Consider the following 20,522-nt stretch of genomic DNA (forward strand, 5'->3'; position numbering starts at 1 on the left):
TATGCCTATACATCCAGGGATTAAGAAAGTGCTTGTTTTAGGTTCGGGACCAATTGTTATCGGGCAGGCAGCAGAGTTTGATTATGCAGGAACACAGGCTTGTCTTGCTTTAAAAGAAGAGGGGCTGGAAGTAGTTCTTATCAATAACAATCCCGCGACTATTATGACAGATGAAGCTATCACAGACCAGGTCTACTTAGAACCATTAGAGGTAGAGGTGGTCGAAAAAATCATTGAAAAAGAAAAACCGGATGGTTTAATTGGAACCTTGGGTGGGCAAACAGGATTGAATTTATCCATGGAGCTTCATGATAAAGGAATTTTGGAAAAATATAATGTAGAATTACTGGGAACATCTATTGCTTCTATTCAAAAAGGAGAAGACAGAGAAAAGTTCAGAGATTTAATGATTGCCATCCAGGAACCTATTTCTGAATCACAAATTGTGACGAATATAGAGGATGGTCTGTCTTTCGCTGAGCAGATTGGTTACCCGGTTATTCTCCGTCCAGCCTATACATTAGGCGGGGAAGGCGGGGGATTTGCGAATAACAAGGAAGAATTCTGTGACTTATTAGCAAAAGGCCTCCATTTAAGTCCTATACACCAGGTGCTTGTAGAACGCAGTATCAAAGGCTGGAAAGAGATTGAATATGAAGTAATGCGTGATGAAAGTGATGCCTGTCAAATTATTTGTGATATGGAAAATGTTGATCCGGTCGGGGTTCATACCGGTGATTCAATCGTTGTTGCTCCGGCTCAGACATTAACACCAGAACAAAGCAGAATCTTGCGTGACGCATCTATAAAAATTATTCGGGCATTGGAAGTAGTCGGCGGCTGTAATATTCAATTTGCCCTGCATCCGGAAATGAATGAATACTGTATTATCGAGGTAAATCCCCGTGTCAGCCGTTCTTCAGCATTAGCATCTAAAGCAACAGGCTATCCTATTGCAAGAGTAGCAGCAAAATGTGCAGTCGGCTATCATCTGGATGAATTAGTGGATCCAGTCAGCGGAGCAACCTACCTTCATTTTACACCTGATTTAGATTATACGGTTGTGAAAATTCCACGTTTTCCATTTGACAAGTTCTCAGAAGCAGATCGCAGTCTGGGGACACAGATGAAAGCAACGGGGGAGGTTATGTCTTTGGATAAAACCTTCGAAGGTGCATTAAATAAAGCAGTCCGTTCGCTGGAAATGAATGTTCAATCATTGCACTGGCCGGTTTTTGCAGAAAAATCGGAGGAAGAATTAATGGCGCTGCTTGAAGAACCAAATGATTTACGCCTCTTTGCAATTGCAGAGGCCTTCCAGCGTCAAATTTCTATTGCAAGGGTATCTGAACTGACTTTAATTCAGCCCTATTTCTTAGAAAAGATTGCAGCAATGATAGAGCTGGAAAAAAATTTAGCAGCAACTGGGTGGGGGAATATAACAGAAGAATTAATATTACAGGCAAAGCAATATAATATTAGTGATGTACGCCTGGCTCAGCTATTTGATATCCAGCCTGCAGGTTTACGTCAATATTATAAAAATCACGGTCTTTCGCCTAATTACCGTTTTGTCGATACATGTCCAGGTACTTCGGGTAAAAATTCCACTTATTTTTATTCAACCTGGTCAGATTTTAATCAAGTGCTTCCCGTGTCTGATAAGAAGAAAGTACTTGTTATCGGCTCTGGACCAATCCGTATCGGGCAGGGAGTTGAATTTGATTATTGCTCTGTTCATGCTGTGCAGGCTCTGCAGAAGGCCGGCTATGAAGCGGTAATGATCAATAATAACCCGGAAACAGTCAGTACAGACTATACAGTGGCAGACCGTCTCTATTTTGAACCGCTGACTCTTGAAGATGTGTTAAATGTGATGGAAATAGAGCAGATTGAAGGAGTCCTTATTCAGTTTGGCGGACAGACGGCCATCAATTTAATGGAGCAGTTAAAAGAAGCAGGTGTTTCTGTTTTAGGTACTACTCCTGAAAACATGGATAAAATGGAAGACCGGGAACAATTCTATGCTTTTTTAGAGCAATTAAATATTGCGCATATACACGGAGAAATTGTGCATAGTGCTGAACAGGCGAAAACAGCAGCTTATCAGCTTGGTTATCCTGTTTTAATCCGTCCTTCTTATGTTATTGGCGGCCAGTCAATGTTTGTCTGCTACAACAAGGAGGAGTTAATCAGTAACGTAGAGAGAGTGCAGGTAGATACCTATGACCAGTGCTGGCCATTATTGATGGATTCGTATTTGCCAGGATTAGAATGTGAAGTAGATGTAGTGAGTGACGGGGAAAATGTGATTATTCCGGGGATTTTTGAGCATATTGAAAAAGCAGGAGTTCATTCGGGGGACAGTACGAGCGTATTCCCGTCGATCACATTAACAAATCAGCAAAAGGAACAAATTTATCACATCTCGAAAAAAATTGCCACAGAGCTGCCGATTGTCGGAATGATGAATATCCAGTTTGTCATTTATCAGGAAGAAGTATATGTCCTTGAAGTAAACCCGAGATCTTCCCGCACTGTGCCGGTAGTAAGCAAGGTAACAGGAATTCCGCTGATTGCTTTAGCAGTAAATGCGCAAATAGGTGAGTCCCTGCAAGTCTTTATGAAGGAATTCTCTGCTTATAAAGAACCGGATTATTATACAGTTAAAGCACCTGTCTTTTCTAAAAATAAATTAAAAGGTGTCGATCATATTTTGGGACCGGAAATGAAATCAACCGGGGAAACAATCGGTATGGACGTTACTTTGGAAAAGGCAATTAGAAAAGCGGTCATACTTTCTCAGCATAAGTTGAATAACACAAAAAAGTGGTTTGTATCAGTTAGCAATCACCATAAGGAAGAAAGCATACCGTTTATTCAGGAAATTGCCGAAAAAACAGAAATCATTGCTACTCAGGGAACAAGCACATATCTGGAAAACAATCAAATTCCTTCTATAACTGCGGATCGTGAAATAGCTGATCTCAAAAAGCTGTTTTTGCATGATCCACCGGGGTATGTGATTAATATTCCAAGTATCGGAAGAGATAAAGAACGATTCGGCTTTCAGCTTAGAGAGCTTTGTATTCAATTGAATATTCCTTACTTTACCAGTCTGGAAACGGCAAAGCTTGTATGGAAATACCAGCATCTAGAGCAGAAGGATATTCAATCTTTACAAGAATATTTAAAAACAATGAATAAAGTTGACAGTGTTACCTTGTAAATAAACAGAAAAAACTGCCTGCACGCAGGGATAATTCCTAATGATATCAGCATCATTATCTGGTGTAATCCTATTTAACCAATAAAAGTGTGAGGCTTGATAACAATTACCGGAAAGAAAGCATTATGTATCTAAAACCATAAAAATAGAGGCTGACAGGAGCTGTCGCCTCTATTTTTTCGAGTTCATTATTAGAGATACTTTTCAAACCAGCGGCATATATTATCTAACCGGGCTACCCGAAGTGTAGGATTGCCGCTTCGACTCAATTCATGGTTAGCATTCGGGAACCGGATAAATTCCACTTCCTTATTTAAATGTTTTAAGGTAATAAATAATTGTTCGCCCTGCTCAATTGGACAGCGGTAGTCTTTTTCACCATGCAGAATAAGCAGTGGTGTCTCCACGTTTTCTGCATATTTCAACGGAGATATATCCCAAAGCTCTGTCGGATCCTCCATTAAGTTCACACCATGCTCCCATTTTGTAAAGAAGAAGCCGATATCACTTACACCATAAAAGCTTAACCAATTGGAAATGGACCTTTGTGTAACAGCTGCTTTAAAGCGATTTGTATGACCGACAATCCAGTTTGTCATAAACCCGCCATAGCTGCCTCCTGTCACACCTAAGCGATTTTCATCAATAAAGGAATACTGTTCCAGACAATAATCAACAGCCTCCATCAGATCGTGGTAATCCCCTTTACCATAGTTCTCACGCACACCATTGACAAACTCCTGTCCATAACCATGGCTGCCGCGGGGATTTGTATAAAGTACAACATATCCTTTAGCTGCCAGAAGCTGCAGCTCATGGAAGAAGGTTTGTCCATACATGGCATGCGGACCGCCGTGAATCTCCAATACAAAAGGATATTTTTTACCTTCCTGGAAACCGTATGGACGAAGCAGCCAGCCCTGTATTTCTAAACCGTCACTTGAAGTAAAAGTAATCTCCTCCGGACTGCTTAAAGCTATCTCACTGATAAATGTTTTATTTACATCTGTCAGCTGCTCTAATGTACCGTCTGCTGACAGTTTGTAAAAATTACAAGGATCTGTCGGAAGGCTGATTCCTAATATAAAGCTTTTAGTATCCGGGTTATAAGAAAAGCCGAATAGATGATTATTATCACTGTAGCGTATTTTTAAATTACCCTCTAAATCTGTTTCATATAAAGAAACGGCTCCATTATCTGACCCGACAAAGTAAATAGATTCGTTGTCCTCAGACCAGACAGGACCAGCTTCCGAGCTGCCAAGACGTGTATCTCCGACCATTGTATCTCCGGGCTGGATGCTCCAATCTCTGGACAGGAGCATTCTTTCCTTACTCTCTACGTCGTATATGAACAGCTTTGTCAATGTAGCACCAGCATATTCAAATCCGTGACCGTAAGCAACAATTTTTTTACTGTCTGTCGAGAAGGATGCCCCGTGATAGCTTCCTTTACTGTCTGTTAATTTGGTTATTTCTTTCGATTGCAATTCAAGTAAATACAGATCAGAAACCAGTGAAGAATCAGCATCTTCCTCCAAATTAGCAGCAAAGATAAGCGTTTTGTTATCAGGAGCAACATCCACCAAGTGGTGATCAGCCTCTTTATCCGTCAGCTGATGAAAAGTACCTGATGTTAGATCATATTGAATAATTTGAACTTTGGAATTATCATGGAATCCTCGTGCATCTGATTTATATCTTAGGCGGTCCACAACCAGCGGCTTTGTCTGCGCTTCTTTTTGCTTTGCCTTTTTTTCTTCTTTATTTAATTCTTTTAAAGCAGAAATATCATCATCTTTTTCAAGGTAGGAGCAGAATAAAATAGATTTTCCATCCTCTGACCAGACAGGTGAGAAAGCACCATTTGGAAATGTAGTAACTTGTTTTGCTTCCCCGCCATCCATATCTGTCAGCCAAATTTGTGAAGCACCGCTGCGATTGGAAAGGAAGAAGGCTTTTTCCTTGTTTGGAGAAACGCAAAACGTATGATTTCGATGACTTCCTGAAGTCCACTGTTTATGTGAATCATCGATAAGATTATGTACATAAACCTGTGATTCATATTCTTTATCTTCATTAACAAATGTGGTGACATAACTATACCTGTCTTCTGAAATAAATTGCGGCTCGCTAAGAACCTTAATATTCTGAAAATCTGTTGCGGTAATAGCTCTTTTCTTTGTCGATGCAGTCATAATACCCCTCCTGAATTTAAAAAATGTATTTCATTCTATCTGTATTTCAGTTTAAACTATTTCGGGTTGCGAATCAATAATTTTTAGCTGTATACTTGTGATTTGCCATAGAGCATTTATTAATACAAAAACAGCCATCTTGAAAAAAAGACGGCTGTTTCTAATTACAAGTTTGTAATTAATTTATCAGTAATTTTAGCATCCTGTTCATACGCTCTTTGAAGTATACGAGTAATTTTGCCAGGTTCACCATTACCAACGACAACATTATCAAGTTGGATTACAGGCAATACTTCGGATGTACTGCTGGATAAAAACATTTCATTAGCATGTTGAATATCTTCAATATGAAAGGCTTCTTCAATCAGCGGAATGTTCTCTGCTTTTAAGAAGCGTTCTACTGCCATTCGTACACAACCATGTAAGATATTATTGGTAGCCGGGTGTGTATATACTTTCCCATCTTTTACTAAGTAGATATTGGAAGAACTGCATTCCGTTACAACACCATCACGATGGAGAATAGCTTCATAGCAGTTATTTTCTTTTGCTGTCTGTTTTGCCAAAACATTCGGCAGCAGATTTAAACTTTTGATGTAACAGTTTTCCCATCGGACATCACGCTGGGAAATTGTCTTCACACCGTTTTCCAATATCTTTTCATTTCTTGGTAAGTCCTGAAGATATGCATAGATATTAGGTGTGACTTCGTGTGGGAAGATATGATCTCGCGGAGCTGAACCACGTGTGATTTGCATATATACCTTTCCATCATTTTTCATATTATTTTTTTCCATTAATTGATGTAATAGTTCCGTCATCTTTTCTTTATTATATGGGATTTTAATTTTTATGGCCTCGGCAGAACGATACAGACGATCGACATGTTCTGTCAGGAGATAGTATTCACCTTTATAAATACGAATCACCTCATAAATTCCGTCGCCAAACTGTAATCCTCTTTCTTCAAATGGGTAGCTTAGACTATCCTTATCAACAAACTCTGATTGGGTAAGAATAGTTGAATATACTGACATTTTAAAATTCTCCTCTCCGTGAAGCATAACAATAGTTTATTACGCGACCAGATGATTGTAAATAGATAACAAGATAAACTTCAGCATTTTAGAAGTGTATGCGCTGGAATTTTATATTATTCTTGAAGTCCATTATTTCTAAATATTACTTTTGATTAACTTTTTATGAAAAAAATAAATTTATTGTTGATTTTTAGCGAATACGTTGCTATAATAAATTTTGTCGTTGAAAAACAATTGAAAATCATGCGGGTGTAGTTTAGTGGTAAAACCTCAGCCTTCCAAGCTGATGATGAGGGTTCGATTCCCTTCACCCGCTCCATACATATGTGATAACGCAGTGTTTCGTACTTAGTCTACGAAGTGTTGCGTTTTTATTTTGTACTAGAATATATTAGATTGAACGAATGCAGGTTTTTCCTAATAAAATATTTGTTTAACTTCTTTAAAACAATAGTAACCTGTCTATAAAAGAGGGTATAGTAAAAATCATAACAGATAGGAGAAGCTATTATGAATCGTCTTAAAAACAGTTTATTACAAATTGACCGGAAAAGTTACAAGTCGTATAAGCAAATTGCAGGAAGCTATACGTATCCTCGTTACACGCTCCATATTGACTATGTACAAGGTGATCCATTTGCAAGCCCTTCGAGAATAAGAGTGGTAATTCCTGAGAAAGAGCGTCACGTGGCAGCTGAATGGCTGGAAACGAAAGCCCGCCGGATTGCTGTGGAGGATGCTTTTGCAAGAGTAGTTGGTAAAGCAGTGAATCAAAATAAGATTTTCATTAAAGGTTCGGGTAAAAGCGGCATAGTTGCTTTTGACGGCCCTGGTCAGGAAATATTAGAACGGACAGCTGTAAGTGTTACCCAAAAGGAAATTACTGTTTGTTTATCGGCAGGGTTACCTGCTAATGGGCGTTCCATTAACGGAAAAGAAGCAGTGAAATTATTCAATCAGGCTATTCCTGGTTTATTGGAGGATTCAGTCTTCCAAATCTTAGATAGAGATATTGAGAAAACTGTTCAGCTGGCGGATCAGCAAGAAGCGATATGGAAAGCAATGAAAGTAAATAATTGGGTGAGTTTTATTGCCAATGGCTCTATTTTACCAAGAAAAAGCGGTGTAAGTGATTTGCCGGCTAAAGGTGCGGTAGCCTTTAAAAGTCCTGAAGAAGATGAGGTGGAATTAGAGCTTCCTCATGATAAAATAGTAAAAGGAATGGCAGTTAAAAAGGGAGTCACATTAATCACCGGAGGAGGTTATCATGGGAAAAGTACACTGCTCCAGGCAATCGAACGTGGTGTTTACCCTCATTGCGAAGGGGACGGACGTGAATTTATCTGTACTGACCCGAGTGCAGTTAAAATTAGAGCAGAGGATGGAAGGGAAATATCGTCTGTAAATATCTCTCCTTTTATTTCTAACCTGCCCCATGGAAAAGGTACAACTTCTTTTTCAACAAGTAATGCCAGCGGTAGTACGTCACAGGCTGCCAATGTAATGGAGGCACTGGAAGTAGGAGCGGAAACATTGCTTATTGATGAAGATACAAGTGCAACAAATTTTATGATTCGTGACAGTCGCATGCAAAAGCTGATTGACCAAAAAAATGAACCGATAACACCTTTCATACATCGAATTAGGCAGCTGGTGGATGAAGCAGGCAAATCGGTGATTTTAGTAACGGGCGGATCTGGAGATTATTTTTCCGTAGCGGATACAGTTATTCTTATGGAGGAATATAAGCCAAAGAATGTAACACTAAGAGCAAAGCAAATCATAAAGGAAGAACCTATTGCGCATAGTAATGTGGAACCCGCAGATTTTACAAGTTTGAAGAATCGGCAGTTATCAGCCTCTACATTTTCCAAACAGACAGATAAAAGATTTAAAATCCAGGCAAAGGGGCAATTTCAAATTTTATTTGGAAAAGAACCAATCACCTTTGCTTATACAGAGCAGCTGACAGACTCTTCGCAAACAAGAATGATTGCAGAAATCATTCAATATCTTTACAGGAATGCAGGAAAGAATTTTTCTTCGTTTGAAGCATTAATAGAGCATATAGATGATAAAATGGATCAAGGCTTGGAAAAGCTGACTAAAAGTAACGGAAAACATCCGGGAGATTTAGCAAGACCAAGAAAAAATGAAATTGCAGCGGTATTAAACAGAATGCGCTCAGGAGTGTTTTTAACGGAATAAGTTTTCATAACCTCAATATTTAAAGTGGATTGACAGAAATTAAAAGTAGATAGAAGGGGGGCGGTAAGGTGAGAGTGGACGAACTGAAAAAAGATATTCAAGCATATGCAAAAACTATTGGAATAGACAAAATCGGCTTTACAACAGCGGATATTTTCACAGAAATGAAGGAGCGTCTAAAACGTCAGCAGGAGTTAAAATATCAATCCGGCTTTGAAAAGGGAAGCATTGAAGAAAGAACAGAGCCCAAAAGGCTGCTCCCGGAAGCACAGTCTATTATTTCCATTGCCGTCGCCTATCCATCGCGTTTGGAGAAAACACCGCGAGGAACAAAAGGAGACAGACGAGGTATTTTCGCACGCGCTTCCTGGGGAATTGACTATCACATAGCTTTACGGGAACGGTTGGATAAGCTGGGGGAATATATTAAAGCAAGAGTACCTGATGCTATCATCAAGTCTATGGTAGATACAGGAGAATTAAGTGACCGGGCCGTTGCTGAACGGGCTGGTGTGGGCTTTAGCGGCAAAAATACGTCGATTATTACAAAGGAGCATGGTTCCTTTGTTTATCTGGGAGAAATGCTGACCAATATTCCATTTATTCCTGATGAAAAGATAGAGGATGGCTGTGGAGATTGCACCATTTGCTTAGATGCCTGCCCTACAGGTGCTATTGTACAGGGCGGACAGCTGAATGCCCAGCGCTGTATAGCTTTCTTAACACAGACAAAAGATTTTCTGCCGGAGGAATTCCGGACCAAAATAGGAAATCGATTATACGGTTGTGATACATGTCAGCAGGTTTGTCCCTGGAACCGGGATAAGGATTCTCATTTTCATAAAGAACTGGAGCCGGATCCAGAATTGGTTAAACCTAAGCTTAAACCAATGCTGCATTTGTCGAATCGGGAGTTTAAAGAGAAGTTTGGGCATATGTCAGGATCCTGGAGAGGAAAAAAGCCGATTCAGCGTAATGTTATTTTAGCATTGGGTCACTATAAAGAAGCATCTGCTGAAAATGATTTGATTGCTTTGATGAAGAATGATCCCAGGCCGGTTATCCGTGGCACTGCTGCCTGGTCATTAGGGAAAATAGGAACAGATGCAGCAAAAGAAGCACTCTCTAAAGCGCTGGAAAAAGAAGATAATGAACAAGTACAATATGAAATGCAAAATGCACTGTCTGCAATGAATATAAAGTAAAGTCTATGTTCAAATAGACTTTGTCGCAGCCAGACAGGCTGTTTTTTTGACCTAATTCGCCTCCTCTATGCATAAGCTTTGACGAGGAGGCGATTTTTAATGGGAGATATCACTACCTATTGGCAGCATTTTTTCAGGGAGAATAAAGAAAGCCAGGATTGGTGGCATAAAAAGAAGGCTCTTTGCAAGAAAAGGAAGGCACAAATTGTAAAGATAAAAGGAAAAGGAATTGTTTTAAGCAGACAATCCTACGATACAATCAGAAATACGGGGTATGCAGTTCATCTGGTATATTTAATGAAGCAGGGCGATTTTTTTTACACAGAAGAACAGATTATCCCTTATCAGCTTACGGAAAAATCGAACGGAGAAGTCAAACACCAATATATTGAAAAGCCTCCAGCAGAAAATACCAGTAATCAGCTTCCCGTATTAAAACAGGAAAATATGAAGCAAAGTAAGCGTCAAATAGAATATAACCGGCTGGAAGCAGTAAAATATGCTGAACGCTGGTGGAACAGTTTCAATCCCGAATATCGCCGCTTTGAAGATGACTGTACGAATTATATCTCGCAATGTCTGCGGGCAGGTGGAGGTCCGATGTGGGGAGAACCGGTCCGTGAGCGCGGCTGGTGGTATGGAAGGGATTCATGGAGCTTCAGCTGGTCTGTGGCGCATTCTTTCAGGTGGTATTTAAGCGGATCTGAACGCGGTATTAGAGGAATAGAAGTTGAGCAGCCGGAAGAGCTTAATCCAGGTGATGTGATCTGCTATGATTTTGATGGTGATGGCGCCTGGAATCATACGACTATTGTAGTGGCAAAAGATGCTGATAATATGCCGCTTGTCAATGCACATACAAATAATAGCCGCAACCGTTATTGGTCTTATGAGGATTCTGCAGCCTGGACGCCGGAAATTCAATATAAATTTTTTCGGATTGAGATAAGTTAGTGTATAATTAATTTTTGAATAGAGATAGAAGGCAAAATACTAATCTCTTAGAATTTGTAACTGAAGGAGAATGAATGGTGAGTTTGCACGTTGTATTATTTGAACCGGAAATCCCGGCTAATACAGGGAATATCGGCAGAACATGTTTAGCAACTGGAACGACTTTACATCTTATCCGTCCACTCGGTTTTTCAACAGATAGTAAAATGGTCCGCCGTGCTGGTCTGGATTACTGGGAGCATGTCGATGTAAAAGAATATGATTCCATAGAAGATTTGTATAAAACCTATCCAGAAGGAAGTTTTTACTATATAGAAAACTTTGGAACAAAATATTACACAGATTTTGATTTTTCACCTGTAGACATGGATCAATTTTTTGTGTTTGGAAAAGAGTCCACAGGAATCCCGCGTGAACTGCTGACGGATAAAGAAGATAAATGCCTGCGGATTCATATGAATGATAAGGTTCGTTCATTAAACCTTTCAAACACTGCCTCCATTATTATTTATGAAGCATTAAGACAGCAGGGATTTCCAAATTTACATTAAAAAAAGATGTCTCCAATTTTGTGGAGACATCTTTTTTAACATCTAAACGTTTTTGAAAAAGTATTATATTGGTTCTCAAGTGCGCTGGTCTTCTTTTGGTACTCCTGGTTTTGATTCGTAGCCGGCTGTGAAGCAGGAGACGAGGAATGTAACAATAACACCCATAAGTAATGCTAATTTCATAATGTGGTTCCTCCTTTTATGTAGTAATGGTACCCAATTTTACATCAAAAAGAAAAGCAGTATATTATATTTGGAAATATGGATACACTTTTTCTCACCCTGCAGAATCAATGATTATCTGACAGAATGAAGTTTTATTTAATAATTTGTCCTTATTATAACGGAAAAATCACATATTGTGAACTATTCCTATGTTTATTTATACAGAGAAGAAATTCAATCATAGATGTCATTAATTTTGTTTAAAAAAGCAATGATTTATCCAACAGGTAATTCAAATGATTAACTATCGGAATAGTTCGATAATTAATTGATTAGAGTGTATTTTTATTGATTCTTGAAAAATGTCGAATTATCCCAATAAATCCGTTCCGATTCCTTGTAACCTCACTAAAAATCATGTATATTAGTTGATGTAAAGAAATCAATCTTATCACAAATAATTTGAACCGTTTTCATGAACGGATTAGTTAATTCAATGGGGGTATCAGTCGTGCCAGGAAATGAAGAGTCTGCAGAAAAATTTTGGGGACAGTTTCACGGACAAAATGCGGGGTATTTGGAACAGCAATATGAATTGTATAAAGAAGATCCGGAGCTAGTCGAATCTTCTATAAAATCATTATTTGATACACATGGAGCACCTGCTTGGATGACAGGAGAAGAAGTAATCAGTCCTATCAGTGAACAACCGGCTTCTAATCTAAATGTATCAGAAAATTTTGATGTGACTAAACTAACCTCAGCAATCAAACTTGTTGAGGCTATTCGGCGTTACGGTCATACAGATGCTGATATCTATTCAGTTGGCGGATATAAGAGTGCTCCGTCACAAATGCTGAGCTTAAAACATTATGATTTAACAGAAGCTGATTTAAGAAAAATCCCGGCATCTTGGATCTGGGAACGTGAAAAAGAAGGAGTCGAAACAGGTTTAGATGTTATTAACCTGATGAAGAAATATTATACAGGTACCATTACATTTGAATATGATCATGTAAATAATGATGACGAACGTACCTGGCTCTTTGATTTAATTGAAGAAGGTAATGCAAGGTTTGATCCTGATCAGGAAGAGAGAAAAGATATTCTGAAACGTTTATCAGAAGTAGAGGGTTTTGAAAAATTCCTTCATAAAACATTTGTCGGTCAAAAGCGCTTTTCTATCGAAGGCCTTGAATCTATGATTCCGATGATTGATTTTCTCGTAAAATATGCAAATGAGGATAACATCGAACATGTGATGATGGGGATGGCACACCGCGGTCGTTTAGCTGTACTTGCGAATGTATTGAAAAAGCCATATGATAAGATTTTTTCCGAGTTTAATTATACAAGAGACAAGGAATTAATGCCGTCAGAAGGTTCAAAAGCGATTAATTATGGCTGGACCGGAGATGTGAAGTATCATTTTGGTGCAGAAAAAGAAGTTATACATGGAAGTAAAGTAAATACTAAAATAACACTTGCACATAATCCGTCACATCTTGAATTTGTAAATCCGGTCGTAGAAGGATTTGCACGGGCAGCACAGGATGAACGTGATGTAAGCGGTTATCCTGAAAGGGATATTAATAAAGCAATGCCGCTCGTAATTCATGGAGATGCAGCTTTTATCGGAGAAGGTGTAGTTGCTGAAACGCTTAATCTCAGCGGTTTACCGGGGTATACAACAGGTGGAACGGTGCACCTTATCGCAAATAACCAGCTTGGTTATACAACAGACCGTGTAGACGGACGCTCAACACGTTATGCGAGTGACCTGGCAAAAGGTTTCGAGATTCCTGTTATTCGTGTGAGTGCAGATGATCCAATTTCCTGTATTTCTGCTATTAAAATAGCTTGTGAGTATCGTAAAAAATTCCATAAAGACATTTTAATTGATTTAGTAGGTTATCGCCGTTATGGACATAATGAAATGGATGAACCAAGAACGACACAGCCGCAACTATACAGCGAAATTGATAATCATCCATCGGTATCAACATTATTTGCTCGTGCGATGGAAGAAAGAAATCTATTAGAATCTGGGGAATTCGACGAAATTAAAAATGAGATTGAAACAAGGCTTTCTGATATTTATAAAGGAATGACAGAAAGTGAGATTGGAGAACCTCAGCCAAAATCAATGCCGGAAGTACTGTCTAATAGATTAGATCAATTTGAAACGGCAGTAGATTTAGAAACTTTACAGAAAATAAACGAAGAGTTGCTGGAACGTCCAGAAGGTTTTAAAGGCTTTAAAAAGACCGAAAGAATCCTGCAGCGCAGAAAAGATGCGCTGAAAGAAGGCAATAAAGCTGACTGGGGCACGGGAGAAGCTTTAGCATTTGCATCTATCTTAAAAGATGGTACACCAATTCGTTTGACAGGTCAGGATACAGAGCGAGGGACCTTTGCCCACCGTCATGTTGTTCTTCATGATGTGGAAACAGGTGAAAAATATAGCCCGATGCATGGATTATCGGATGTAAAGGCATCCTTTGACGTTCGGAACAGCCCGTTATCAGAGGCTGCGGTGTTAGGCTTTGAATATGGTTATAGTGTTTATTCGCCAAACACTCTAGTTATCTGGGAAGCACAATTTGGTGACTTTGCCAACGCCGGTCAGGTTATTATTGATCAATTTATTGCATCAGCAAGAGCTAAATGGAATGAAAAATCAAATATGGTGTTATTGCTTCCTCATGGCTATGAGGGGCAGGGCCCAGAGCATTCGAGTGCCCGTCTAGAACGTTACTTGCAGATGGCTGCAGAAAATAACTGGATTGTAGCTAATGTTACTTCATCTGCTCAATTATTCCATCTTCTTCGCCGTCAGGCAGTGATGCGTTCCCGTCCAGAGGCGCGTCCATTGATTCTGATGACACCAAAGAGCAGTTTGATTAGAGATTATAAAATGGCTTCAAGTGCAGAAGAATTTACGAGCGGCGGATTTAAAACATTACGTGAGCAGCCATATTTTGATACTGATCCTGAGAAAGCAACACGACTTTTATTAGGCAGCGGAAAAATTATGCTTGATATTGAAGGGGAAATGGAAGAAGCGGAAGAAGCCTGTGATTGGATTCGCGCTCTGCGTGTAGAACAAATCTACCCATTCCCTAAAAAAGCAATTCAGGAAGAAATCAAAAAGCTTCCTAATTTAAAAGAAATTGTGTGGGTACAGGAAGAACCGAAAAATATGGGTTCATGGGATTTTGTAGACGACTATTTAAGAGATCTTCTTGAAGAAAACCAAGAATTACATGTTATCAGCAGACCGAAGCGTGCAGCACCAGCTGGAGGTATTCCTACTGTGCATAAAACAGCTCATAAATATATTATTGACCAAGCATTAAGCGAATTTGAAGGAGGAAAATCAAGTGCAGGAAATTAAGATACCTGAATTAGCGGAATCCATCACAGAAGGAACAATAGCAGAATGGCTTGTAAAAGAAGGCGATAAAGTAGAAAAGGGCGATGCTATTGTAGAGTTAGAGACTGATAAAGTAAATGTGGAAGTAAACTCAGAATTTACAGGTGTTATTACGGAAATTATCAGCACAGAAGGGGAAGATGTTTCTGTAGGTGATATAATTGGCAAACTGGATGAAAATGGAGAAGCCGGGGCATCTTCTGGTGATGAAGAAAGTAAAAAAGAGGAGGAAGCTCCTAAAGAAGAGCCTAAGAAAGAGCCTGCTGTAGAAAATAAGCAGGAAACTGCATCTGAGCAAAATAATGGCAATGTCATTGCTTCACCGGCAGCTAGAAAACGTGCTCGTGAATTAGGTATCGATTTAAGTGAAGTACAGACACGTGATCCTCTAGGCAGAGTTCGCCCGGATGATGTGAATGCACATAATAATGCACCTAAAAATGAGTCTGCACCATCAAAGCCGGCTCCTAAAGAAGAGCCTAAATCAGAGAAAACAGAGTTTGATAAGCCGGTAGAACGTGTTAAAATGACACGCCGCCGTCAAACGATCGCTAAAAATCTTGTAGAGGTACAGCATAACACTGCAATGTTAACTACATTTAATGAAGTAGATATGACTTCAGTGATGGAGCTTCGCAAGCAGCGGAAGGATAAATTTTTGGAAAAAAATGGTGTGAAACTTGGGTTTATGTCCTTCTTTGCAAAAGCTGTGGTAGGAGCACTTAAGGAATTCCCGCTTCTTAACGCAGAAATTCAAGGTAATGAATTAGTCATTAAGAAATTCTATGATATTGGTATTGCTGTTTCCACAGACGATGGTCTTGTTGTTCCAGTTGTTCGTGACGCAGATCGTAAAGACTTCGCAGGAATTGAACAGGATATCGTTGATTTGGGTAAAAAAGCACGTGATAATAAATTATCCTTAAACGATTTGCAAGGCGGGTCCTTTACAATTACAAATGGCGGTACATTCGGCTCTATGATGTCTACGCCAATTTTAAATGCGCCGCAGGTTGGTATTTTAGGAATGCACAACATCATCAAGCGTCCGATCGCTATGCCGGATGATTCCATTGAAGTACGCCCGATGATGTATATTGCGTTATCATATGACCACCGTATTGTTGACGGTAAAGAAGCTGTCCAATTCCTAGTTCGAATTAAGCAGATGCTTGAAGATCCATACGATTTATTGCTGGAAGGTTAAAAGATAAACAAAGTCTTGATATAGAGGTATCTATCCTGAGAGTCAGTACGAAAACGGGCTTTCAGGGATAGGTATTGAAGTATCAAGGCTTTTTTTATTGAAATAAAGATACAACATAAATATGAGGATTATTTTATTAAAATCGGGTAAATAGATTATATAAAAAATAACTGGAATAAATGGTTATTAAATACGAACAATAATAAGTAGTACATTTTTAAAACCACAATCATTTTATTTACTAATTTGGGAATTATTTTAATAATTAATTCTTTTTGAGAGCATTGAAATTTTTTTTCATTACGAATATGATAGTATTTGTACGGACAACTTGTATAGGCAAGGAAACGAATGTTGTTATAAATGATTATATGTATCAGATATTTATTTTCTGCAGATAGGTTTGTACATTAAATAAAGCGCTTTTATAAAAAGGAGGAACTAGCTTGGACATTCTCTTAGGCATCCTGGCAATTATCATCACATTTGGGTTAGCATTTTTAATGTCAAATGATAAGAAGAGAATCAATTTTAAAGGCATTGGTATTATGCTGGTCTTACAGCTGTTGATTACCTGGTTTATGTTTTCAACAACTATTGGTACAAAAATTATTACTGGAATATCAAATGTTTTTAATAAATTAATTGAATTTGGACAAGAAGGTATAAGTTTTGTCGTGGGAGGATTTATCTTAGATGAGAATGGCGTATTCTTTTTTAACGTCCTTCTATTAATTATCTTTTTCGCCACATTGCTGTCTGTTTTAACTTATCTAAAAATCCTACCGTTAATTATTAAATATATCGGGGCTGCTATTTCAAAAATTACCGGTCTGCCAAGAATTGAATCATTTAATGGAGTAAACAGTATTTTCTTTGGCCAATCCGAAGCTTTGATTGCAATCCGTTCACAATTTCATCATTTATCGGAGAACAGGCTTTATATTATCTGTGCTTCTGCAATGAGCTCTGTTTCTGCATCGATCGTAGGCTCGTATATTCTTATGCTGCCTCCCAAATATATTTTAGTGGCTCTTCCATTAAATATGTTCAGCGGATTAATGATTGCTTCTATTATTGCACCGGTGAATGTTCCGAAAGAGGAAGACAAAGTGGATATAAAAGATGTCAGTAACGATAAAAGTATTTTTGAAGCAATGGGAAATGGTGCCTTAGAAGGCGGGAAGATTGCACTGATTGTTGCAACGATGCTAATTGCATTTATTGCATCATTAGAATTGGTAAACTGGATTATCCAGGCTGTATTTGGAGGAATTACACTGGAAGAAATTCTAGGGTATGTTTTTTATCCTATTGGAATCCTTATGGGAATCACACCTGGAGAGGTATTGCAGGCCGGAAGTATTATGGGTACGAAAATTGTTACAAATGAATTTGTCGCAATGCTGCAGTTAGAGCCTCTATTAAACCAATTATCTGAGAAAACGATTGGTATTGTAACGGTATTCTTAACAAGCTTTGCCAACTTCTCCTCAATCGGTATTATCGCGGGTACTGTAAAAGGAATTGACAGTGCAAAAGCAGTTATTGTTTCTAAATTTGGAATGAAGCTGCTGGCAGGATCGATTTTAGTATCCATTCTTTCAGCATCGATTGTCGGACTGTTCCTATAGAAGAACGTAAAAGCACGATGCATCTTAAAAAAAGATGCATCGTGCTTTTAATCATATTTATAAAATCATTTTTAGCTTCGTTTCATCTGATAATTCTGTTTTACCTTAACCTTACGCTGGATATATAACAAACGGAAAAGCAGAGCTGCCGCACCTGCGCTTAAACCGACAATAATTCCAATCCAGTAGCCAAAGGCATCAAAGTCTGTATAATTTGCAAATAAATATCCAACAGGCAATCCGATGAGCCAATAAGAAATTAATGCGAGAACAAGTGTTACATTAACATCCTTATATCCTCTTAAAGCACCTTGAATCGGAGCCCCAATTGCATCTGCAAGCTGATAAAAAATCGCAAAAAGAATAAATTGCTTTGTCAATGTAATGACCTCTGGATTTGTATGATATAACCGTGCAACAGCCCCGTCAAATACAAATAGAATAATACCGGTAAATACAGCTATGAGTATCCCTCCTGTAATTCCTAAATATGTGTAAGAACGGGCATCCTTGAAGCGTTTTGCTCCTATTTCAAATCCGACAGCAATTGTGAGAGCCATGCCGACACTTAATGGCAGCATATATAATAATCCGGCAAAGTTCATGGCTGCCTGATGTGCTGCAATGGTATTCGTATCATAGACACTCATCATAATGGTTACTGCAGAAAAAATACTTGTTTCAAAAAACATGGCAAGTCCGATGGGCAAGCCAATTTTTAATTGACTGAGCCAATAAGAAATCTGTGGTTTAAAACGAACCTGAAAGATTTGATAAGACGTAAAAGGAGCCACTCTATGTATCATATATAAAGAAATAATACTGACTATCCAATAGGTGATACTTGTTGCAATACCTGCTCCAACACCGCCAAATGCCGGTATTCCCAGCTTGCCAAAAATAAATATATAATTTAGAAGTGCATTAATTGGCAGAGAAATTAAGATAATAATCATAGAAGCTCTTGTTTGTCCCAACCCATCCATAAAGCTTCGGACGGTATGGAAAATAAATAATGGCATAATACCGGTAGCGAGTGATACTAAATAATATTTTGCTACATGATGTACGTCAGGCTCCAGACTCATCAGATGTAAAACAGGATCTAAAATAAAGAAGCCTGCAATAAGGATAATACAGGATAATACAATGGAAAGGTAAATACCTTGCTGAATAACTTGCGGGATATCTTTTTTCTCTTTAGCACCGATCAGCTGAGCGATGATAGGAGTTATTGCGAGAACAATGCCGTTTACAGCTGTTAAAATAGGTATCCAAAGACTGGAACCAATCGCAACTCCAGCTAAATCTACTGCACTGGCCTGCCCGGACATGACGGTATCAAAAAAATTCATCAGGTTCATACTGACCTGGGTTACAAGGATTGGCAGCATAATGATAATAAAAAGTTTAATCTTTTGTCTTCGGTTTGTTGTTTCATACATAGTTAATCTATCCTAACATTTCGTAATTAAGTTTTTAGTTAAATTAATAGGTGCATTGGTAATTATACGCTGATATAATAATTTGGGAAAGGATGAATTAATTCCATGGAAAAAAGAAATAAAAAACGTATTATATTTACTGGCGGCGGGACTGCCGGGCACGTCATTGTTAATTTAGCACTTATACCATATTATCAGGAGCAGGGTTATGCAGTAGAATACATCGGGTCATATGAAGGAATTGAAAGAAACTTGATTGAAAAGCTGGATGGCGTAACGTATCATCCAATATCTACTGGTAAACTGCGTCGCTACATGTCTAAAGAAAACTTTAAAGATCCATTTAAAGTCTTAAAAGGAACGATGCAGGCTTTTCGCATTTTGGGAAAAAGAAAAAAGCCGGCAGTTGTATTTTCTAAAGGCGGTTTTGTATCCGTACCAGTAGTTGCGGCTGCAAAATTAAGAGGAATTCCGTCTGTTATTCACGAGTCGGATTTTACACCAGGTCTGGCTAATAAGCTGTCCATACCATTTACAAGAAAGGTACTGGCAACATTTCCTGAAACAATGAAATATCTTCCGGAGAAGAAAGCCTCTTATGTTGGAGCGGTTATCCGTGATGAATTATTCACAGGGGATAAAAAGACAGGATTGGAATTTGCGCAGCTCCAGGGAGAAAAACCTGTTCTATTGATTATGGGAGGGAGCGGCGGATCTGAGAAGATTAACGAAACTATCCGTGAAGCGTTGGGTGAATTACTGACTACCTTTGAAATTATTCATATTTGCGGAAGCGGGAAAGTAGATTCATCTCTTCGAGTACCAGGATATGCCCAATTTGAATATGTGCATGAAGAATTAAAGGATATTTTTGCAGCAACAGATTTTGTTGTGTCTCGGGCCGGCTCCAATGCCATTTTTGAATTTCTGGCTTTACGGAAGCCGATGCTGCTAATTCCGCTTTCACGAGGAGTGAGCAGAGGAGATCAGATTATTAATGCAAATTCTTTTAAGAAAAAAAACTATGCCAAGGTTCTTGAAGAAGAAACATTAACAACTGAAAAGCTTATCCAGGAAACAGCTGCTCTGAAAAAAGCTGCTCCAATCATGCTGGATGAAATGAAAAAATATAAAAGTGAAGAATCAAGAAATAAAGTAATTGAAATTATTGAATCGGTTCAAAAAAAATAAGAAAGCTGCATTTTTAAAGAAAGGACCTCAGCAAACGCTCAGGTCCTCCTCTTATTTCT

General features: G+C 38.6%; 12 protein-coding genes and 1 tRNA gene. 10 read left to right on the forward strand and 3 right to left on the reverse strand.

What is annotated here, in order from left to right; all coding sequences use genetic code 11:
* Position 1 precedes the first annotated feature (1 nt).
* Positions 2-3,229 carry a carbamoyl-phosphate synthase (glutamine-hydrolyzing) large subunit gene (carB, locus tag MKY30_RS16480; protein WP_341084839.1) on the forward strand — a complete coding sequence of 1,076 codons (3,228 nt, stop codon included), beginning with the start codon at positions 2-4 and terminating at the stop codon, positions 3,227-3,229.
* A gap of 191 nt (positions 3,230-3,420) precedes the next feature.
* On the opposite strand, the gene MKY30_RS16485 is transcribed toward carB, so the two are convergent.
* Together MKY30_RS16485 and dat are read right to left on the reverse strand one after the other, a co-directional pair.
* Positions 3,421-5,427 (reverse strand): S9 family peptidase, encoded by a 2,007-nt coding sequence (locus MKY30_RS16485; protein WP_341084840.1) that lies wholly within the window; start codon positions 5,425-5,427, stop codon positions 3,421-3,423.
* Positions 5,428-5,591: 164 nt separating this feature from the next.
* The gene (gene dat / locus MKY30_RS16490; protein ID WP_341084841.1) at positions 5,592-6,464 is read right to left on the reverse strand and encodes a D-amino-acid transaminase; all 873 of its coding nucleotides are present in this window, start codon (positions 6,462-6,464) and stop codon (positions 5,592-5,594) included.
* A 248-nt stretch (positions 6,465-6,712) separates the two neighbouring features.
* Here dat and MKY30_RS16495 point away from each other — a divergent pair.
* From MKY30_RS16495 to MKY30_RS16530, 8 genes are all read left to right on the forward strand, one after another.
* A tRNA-Gly gene (locus MKY30_RS16495) sits at positions 6,713-6,786 on the forward strand.
* A 191-nt stretch (positions 6,787-6,977) separates the two neighbouring features.
* Positions 6,978-8,675 carry a P-loop domain-containing protein gene (locus MKY30_RS16500; RefSeq protein ID WP_156985464.1) on the forward strand — a complete coding sequence of 566 codons (1,698 nt, stop codon included), beginning with the start codon at positions 6,978-6,980 and terminating at the stop codon, positions 8,673-8,675.
* Positions 8,676-8,743: 68 nt separating this feature from the next.
* Positions 8,744-9,880, forward strand: a complete 1,137-nt coding sequence (queG, locus tag MKY30_RS16505; RefSeq protein WP_156985463.1) for a tRNA epoxyqueuosine(34) reductase QueG — start codon at positions 8,744-8,746, stop codon at positions 9,878-9,880.
* Between the two features lie 99 nt (positions 9,881-9,979).
* A complete protein-coding gene (locus MKY30_RS16510; protein ID WP_156985462.1) occupies positions 9,980-10,834 on the forward strand; it encodes an amidase domain-containing protein in 855 nt (284 codons plus the stop codon).
* Between the two features lie 77 nt (positions 10,835-10,911).
* The gene (locus MKY30_RS16515) at positions 10,912-11,385 is read left to right on the forward strand and encodes a tRNA (cytidine(34)-2'-O)-methyltransferase (protein ID WP_147208798.1); all 474 of its coding nucleotides are present in this window, start codon (positions 10,912-10,914) and stop codon (positions 11,383-11,385) included.
* 676 nt (positions 11,386-12,061) lie between these two features.
* Positions 12,062-14,947 (forward strand): 2-oxoglutarate dehydrogenase E1 component, encoded by a 2,886-nt coding sequence (locus MKY30_RS16520; RefSeq protein WP_147208223.1) that lies wholly within the window; start codon positions 12,062-12,064, stop codon positions 14,945-14,947.
* On the forward strand, positions 14,934-16,193 hold the full coding sequence (gene odhB / locus MKY30_RS16525) for a 2-oxoglutarate dehydrogenase complex dihydrolipoyllysine-residue succinyltransferase (RefSeq protein ID WP_147208221.1): 1,260 nt from the start codon (positions 14,934-14,936) through the stop codon (positions 16,191-16,193). Before MKY30_RS16520 ends, odhB begins: the two co-directional genes overlap by 14 nt.
* 446 nt (positions 16,194-16,639) lie before the next feature.
* Positions 16,640-17,827 carry a NupC/NupG family nucleoside CNT transporter gene (locus MKY30_RS16530; RefSeq protein ID WP_147208219.1) on the forward strand — a complete coding sequence of 396 codons (1,188 nt, stop codon included), beginning with the start codon at positions 16,640-16,642 and terminating at the stop codon, positions 17,825-17,827.
* Between the two features lie 71 nt (positions 17,828-17,898).
* Here MKY30_RS16530 and MKY30_RS16535 read toward each other — a convergent pair whose 3' ends face one another.
* Complete coding sequence (locus MKY30_RS16535; RefSeq protein WP_147208217.1) at positions 17,899-19,272, reverse strand: MATE family efflux transporter; 1,374 nt, start codon at positions 19,270-19,272, stop codon at positions 17,899-17,901.
* A gap of 105 nt (positions 19,273-19,377) precedes the next feature.
* Between MKY30_RS16535 and MKY30_RS16540 the strand changes: the two genes are divergently transcribed.
* Positions 19,378-20,463 (forward strand): undecaprenyldiphospho-muramoylpentapeptide beta-N-acetylglucosaminyltransferase, encoded by a 1,086-nt coding sequence (locus MKY30_RS16540; protein ID WP_341084843.1) that lies wholly within the window; start codon positions 19,378-19,380, stop codon positions 20,461-20,463.
* Positions 20,464-20,522: the final 59 nt, after the last annotated feature.

Origin of the sequence: Oceanobacillus sp. FSL W8-0428 (genome assembly GCF_038004405.1) — a bacterium.
GTDB classification, from domain to species: domain Bacteria; phylum Bacillota; class Bacilli; order Bacillales; family Amphibacillaceae; genus Oceanobacillus; species Oceanobacillus sojae.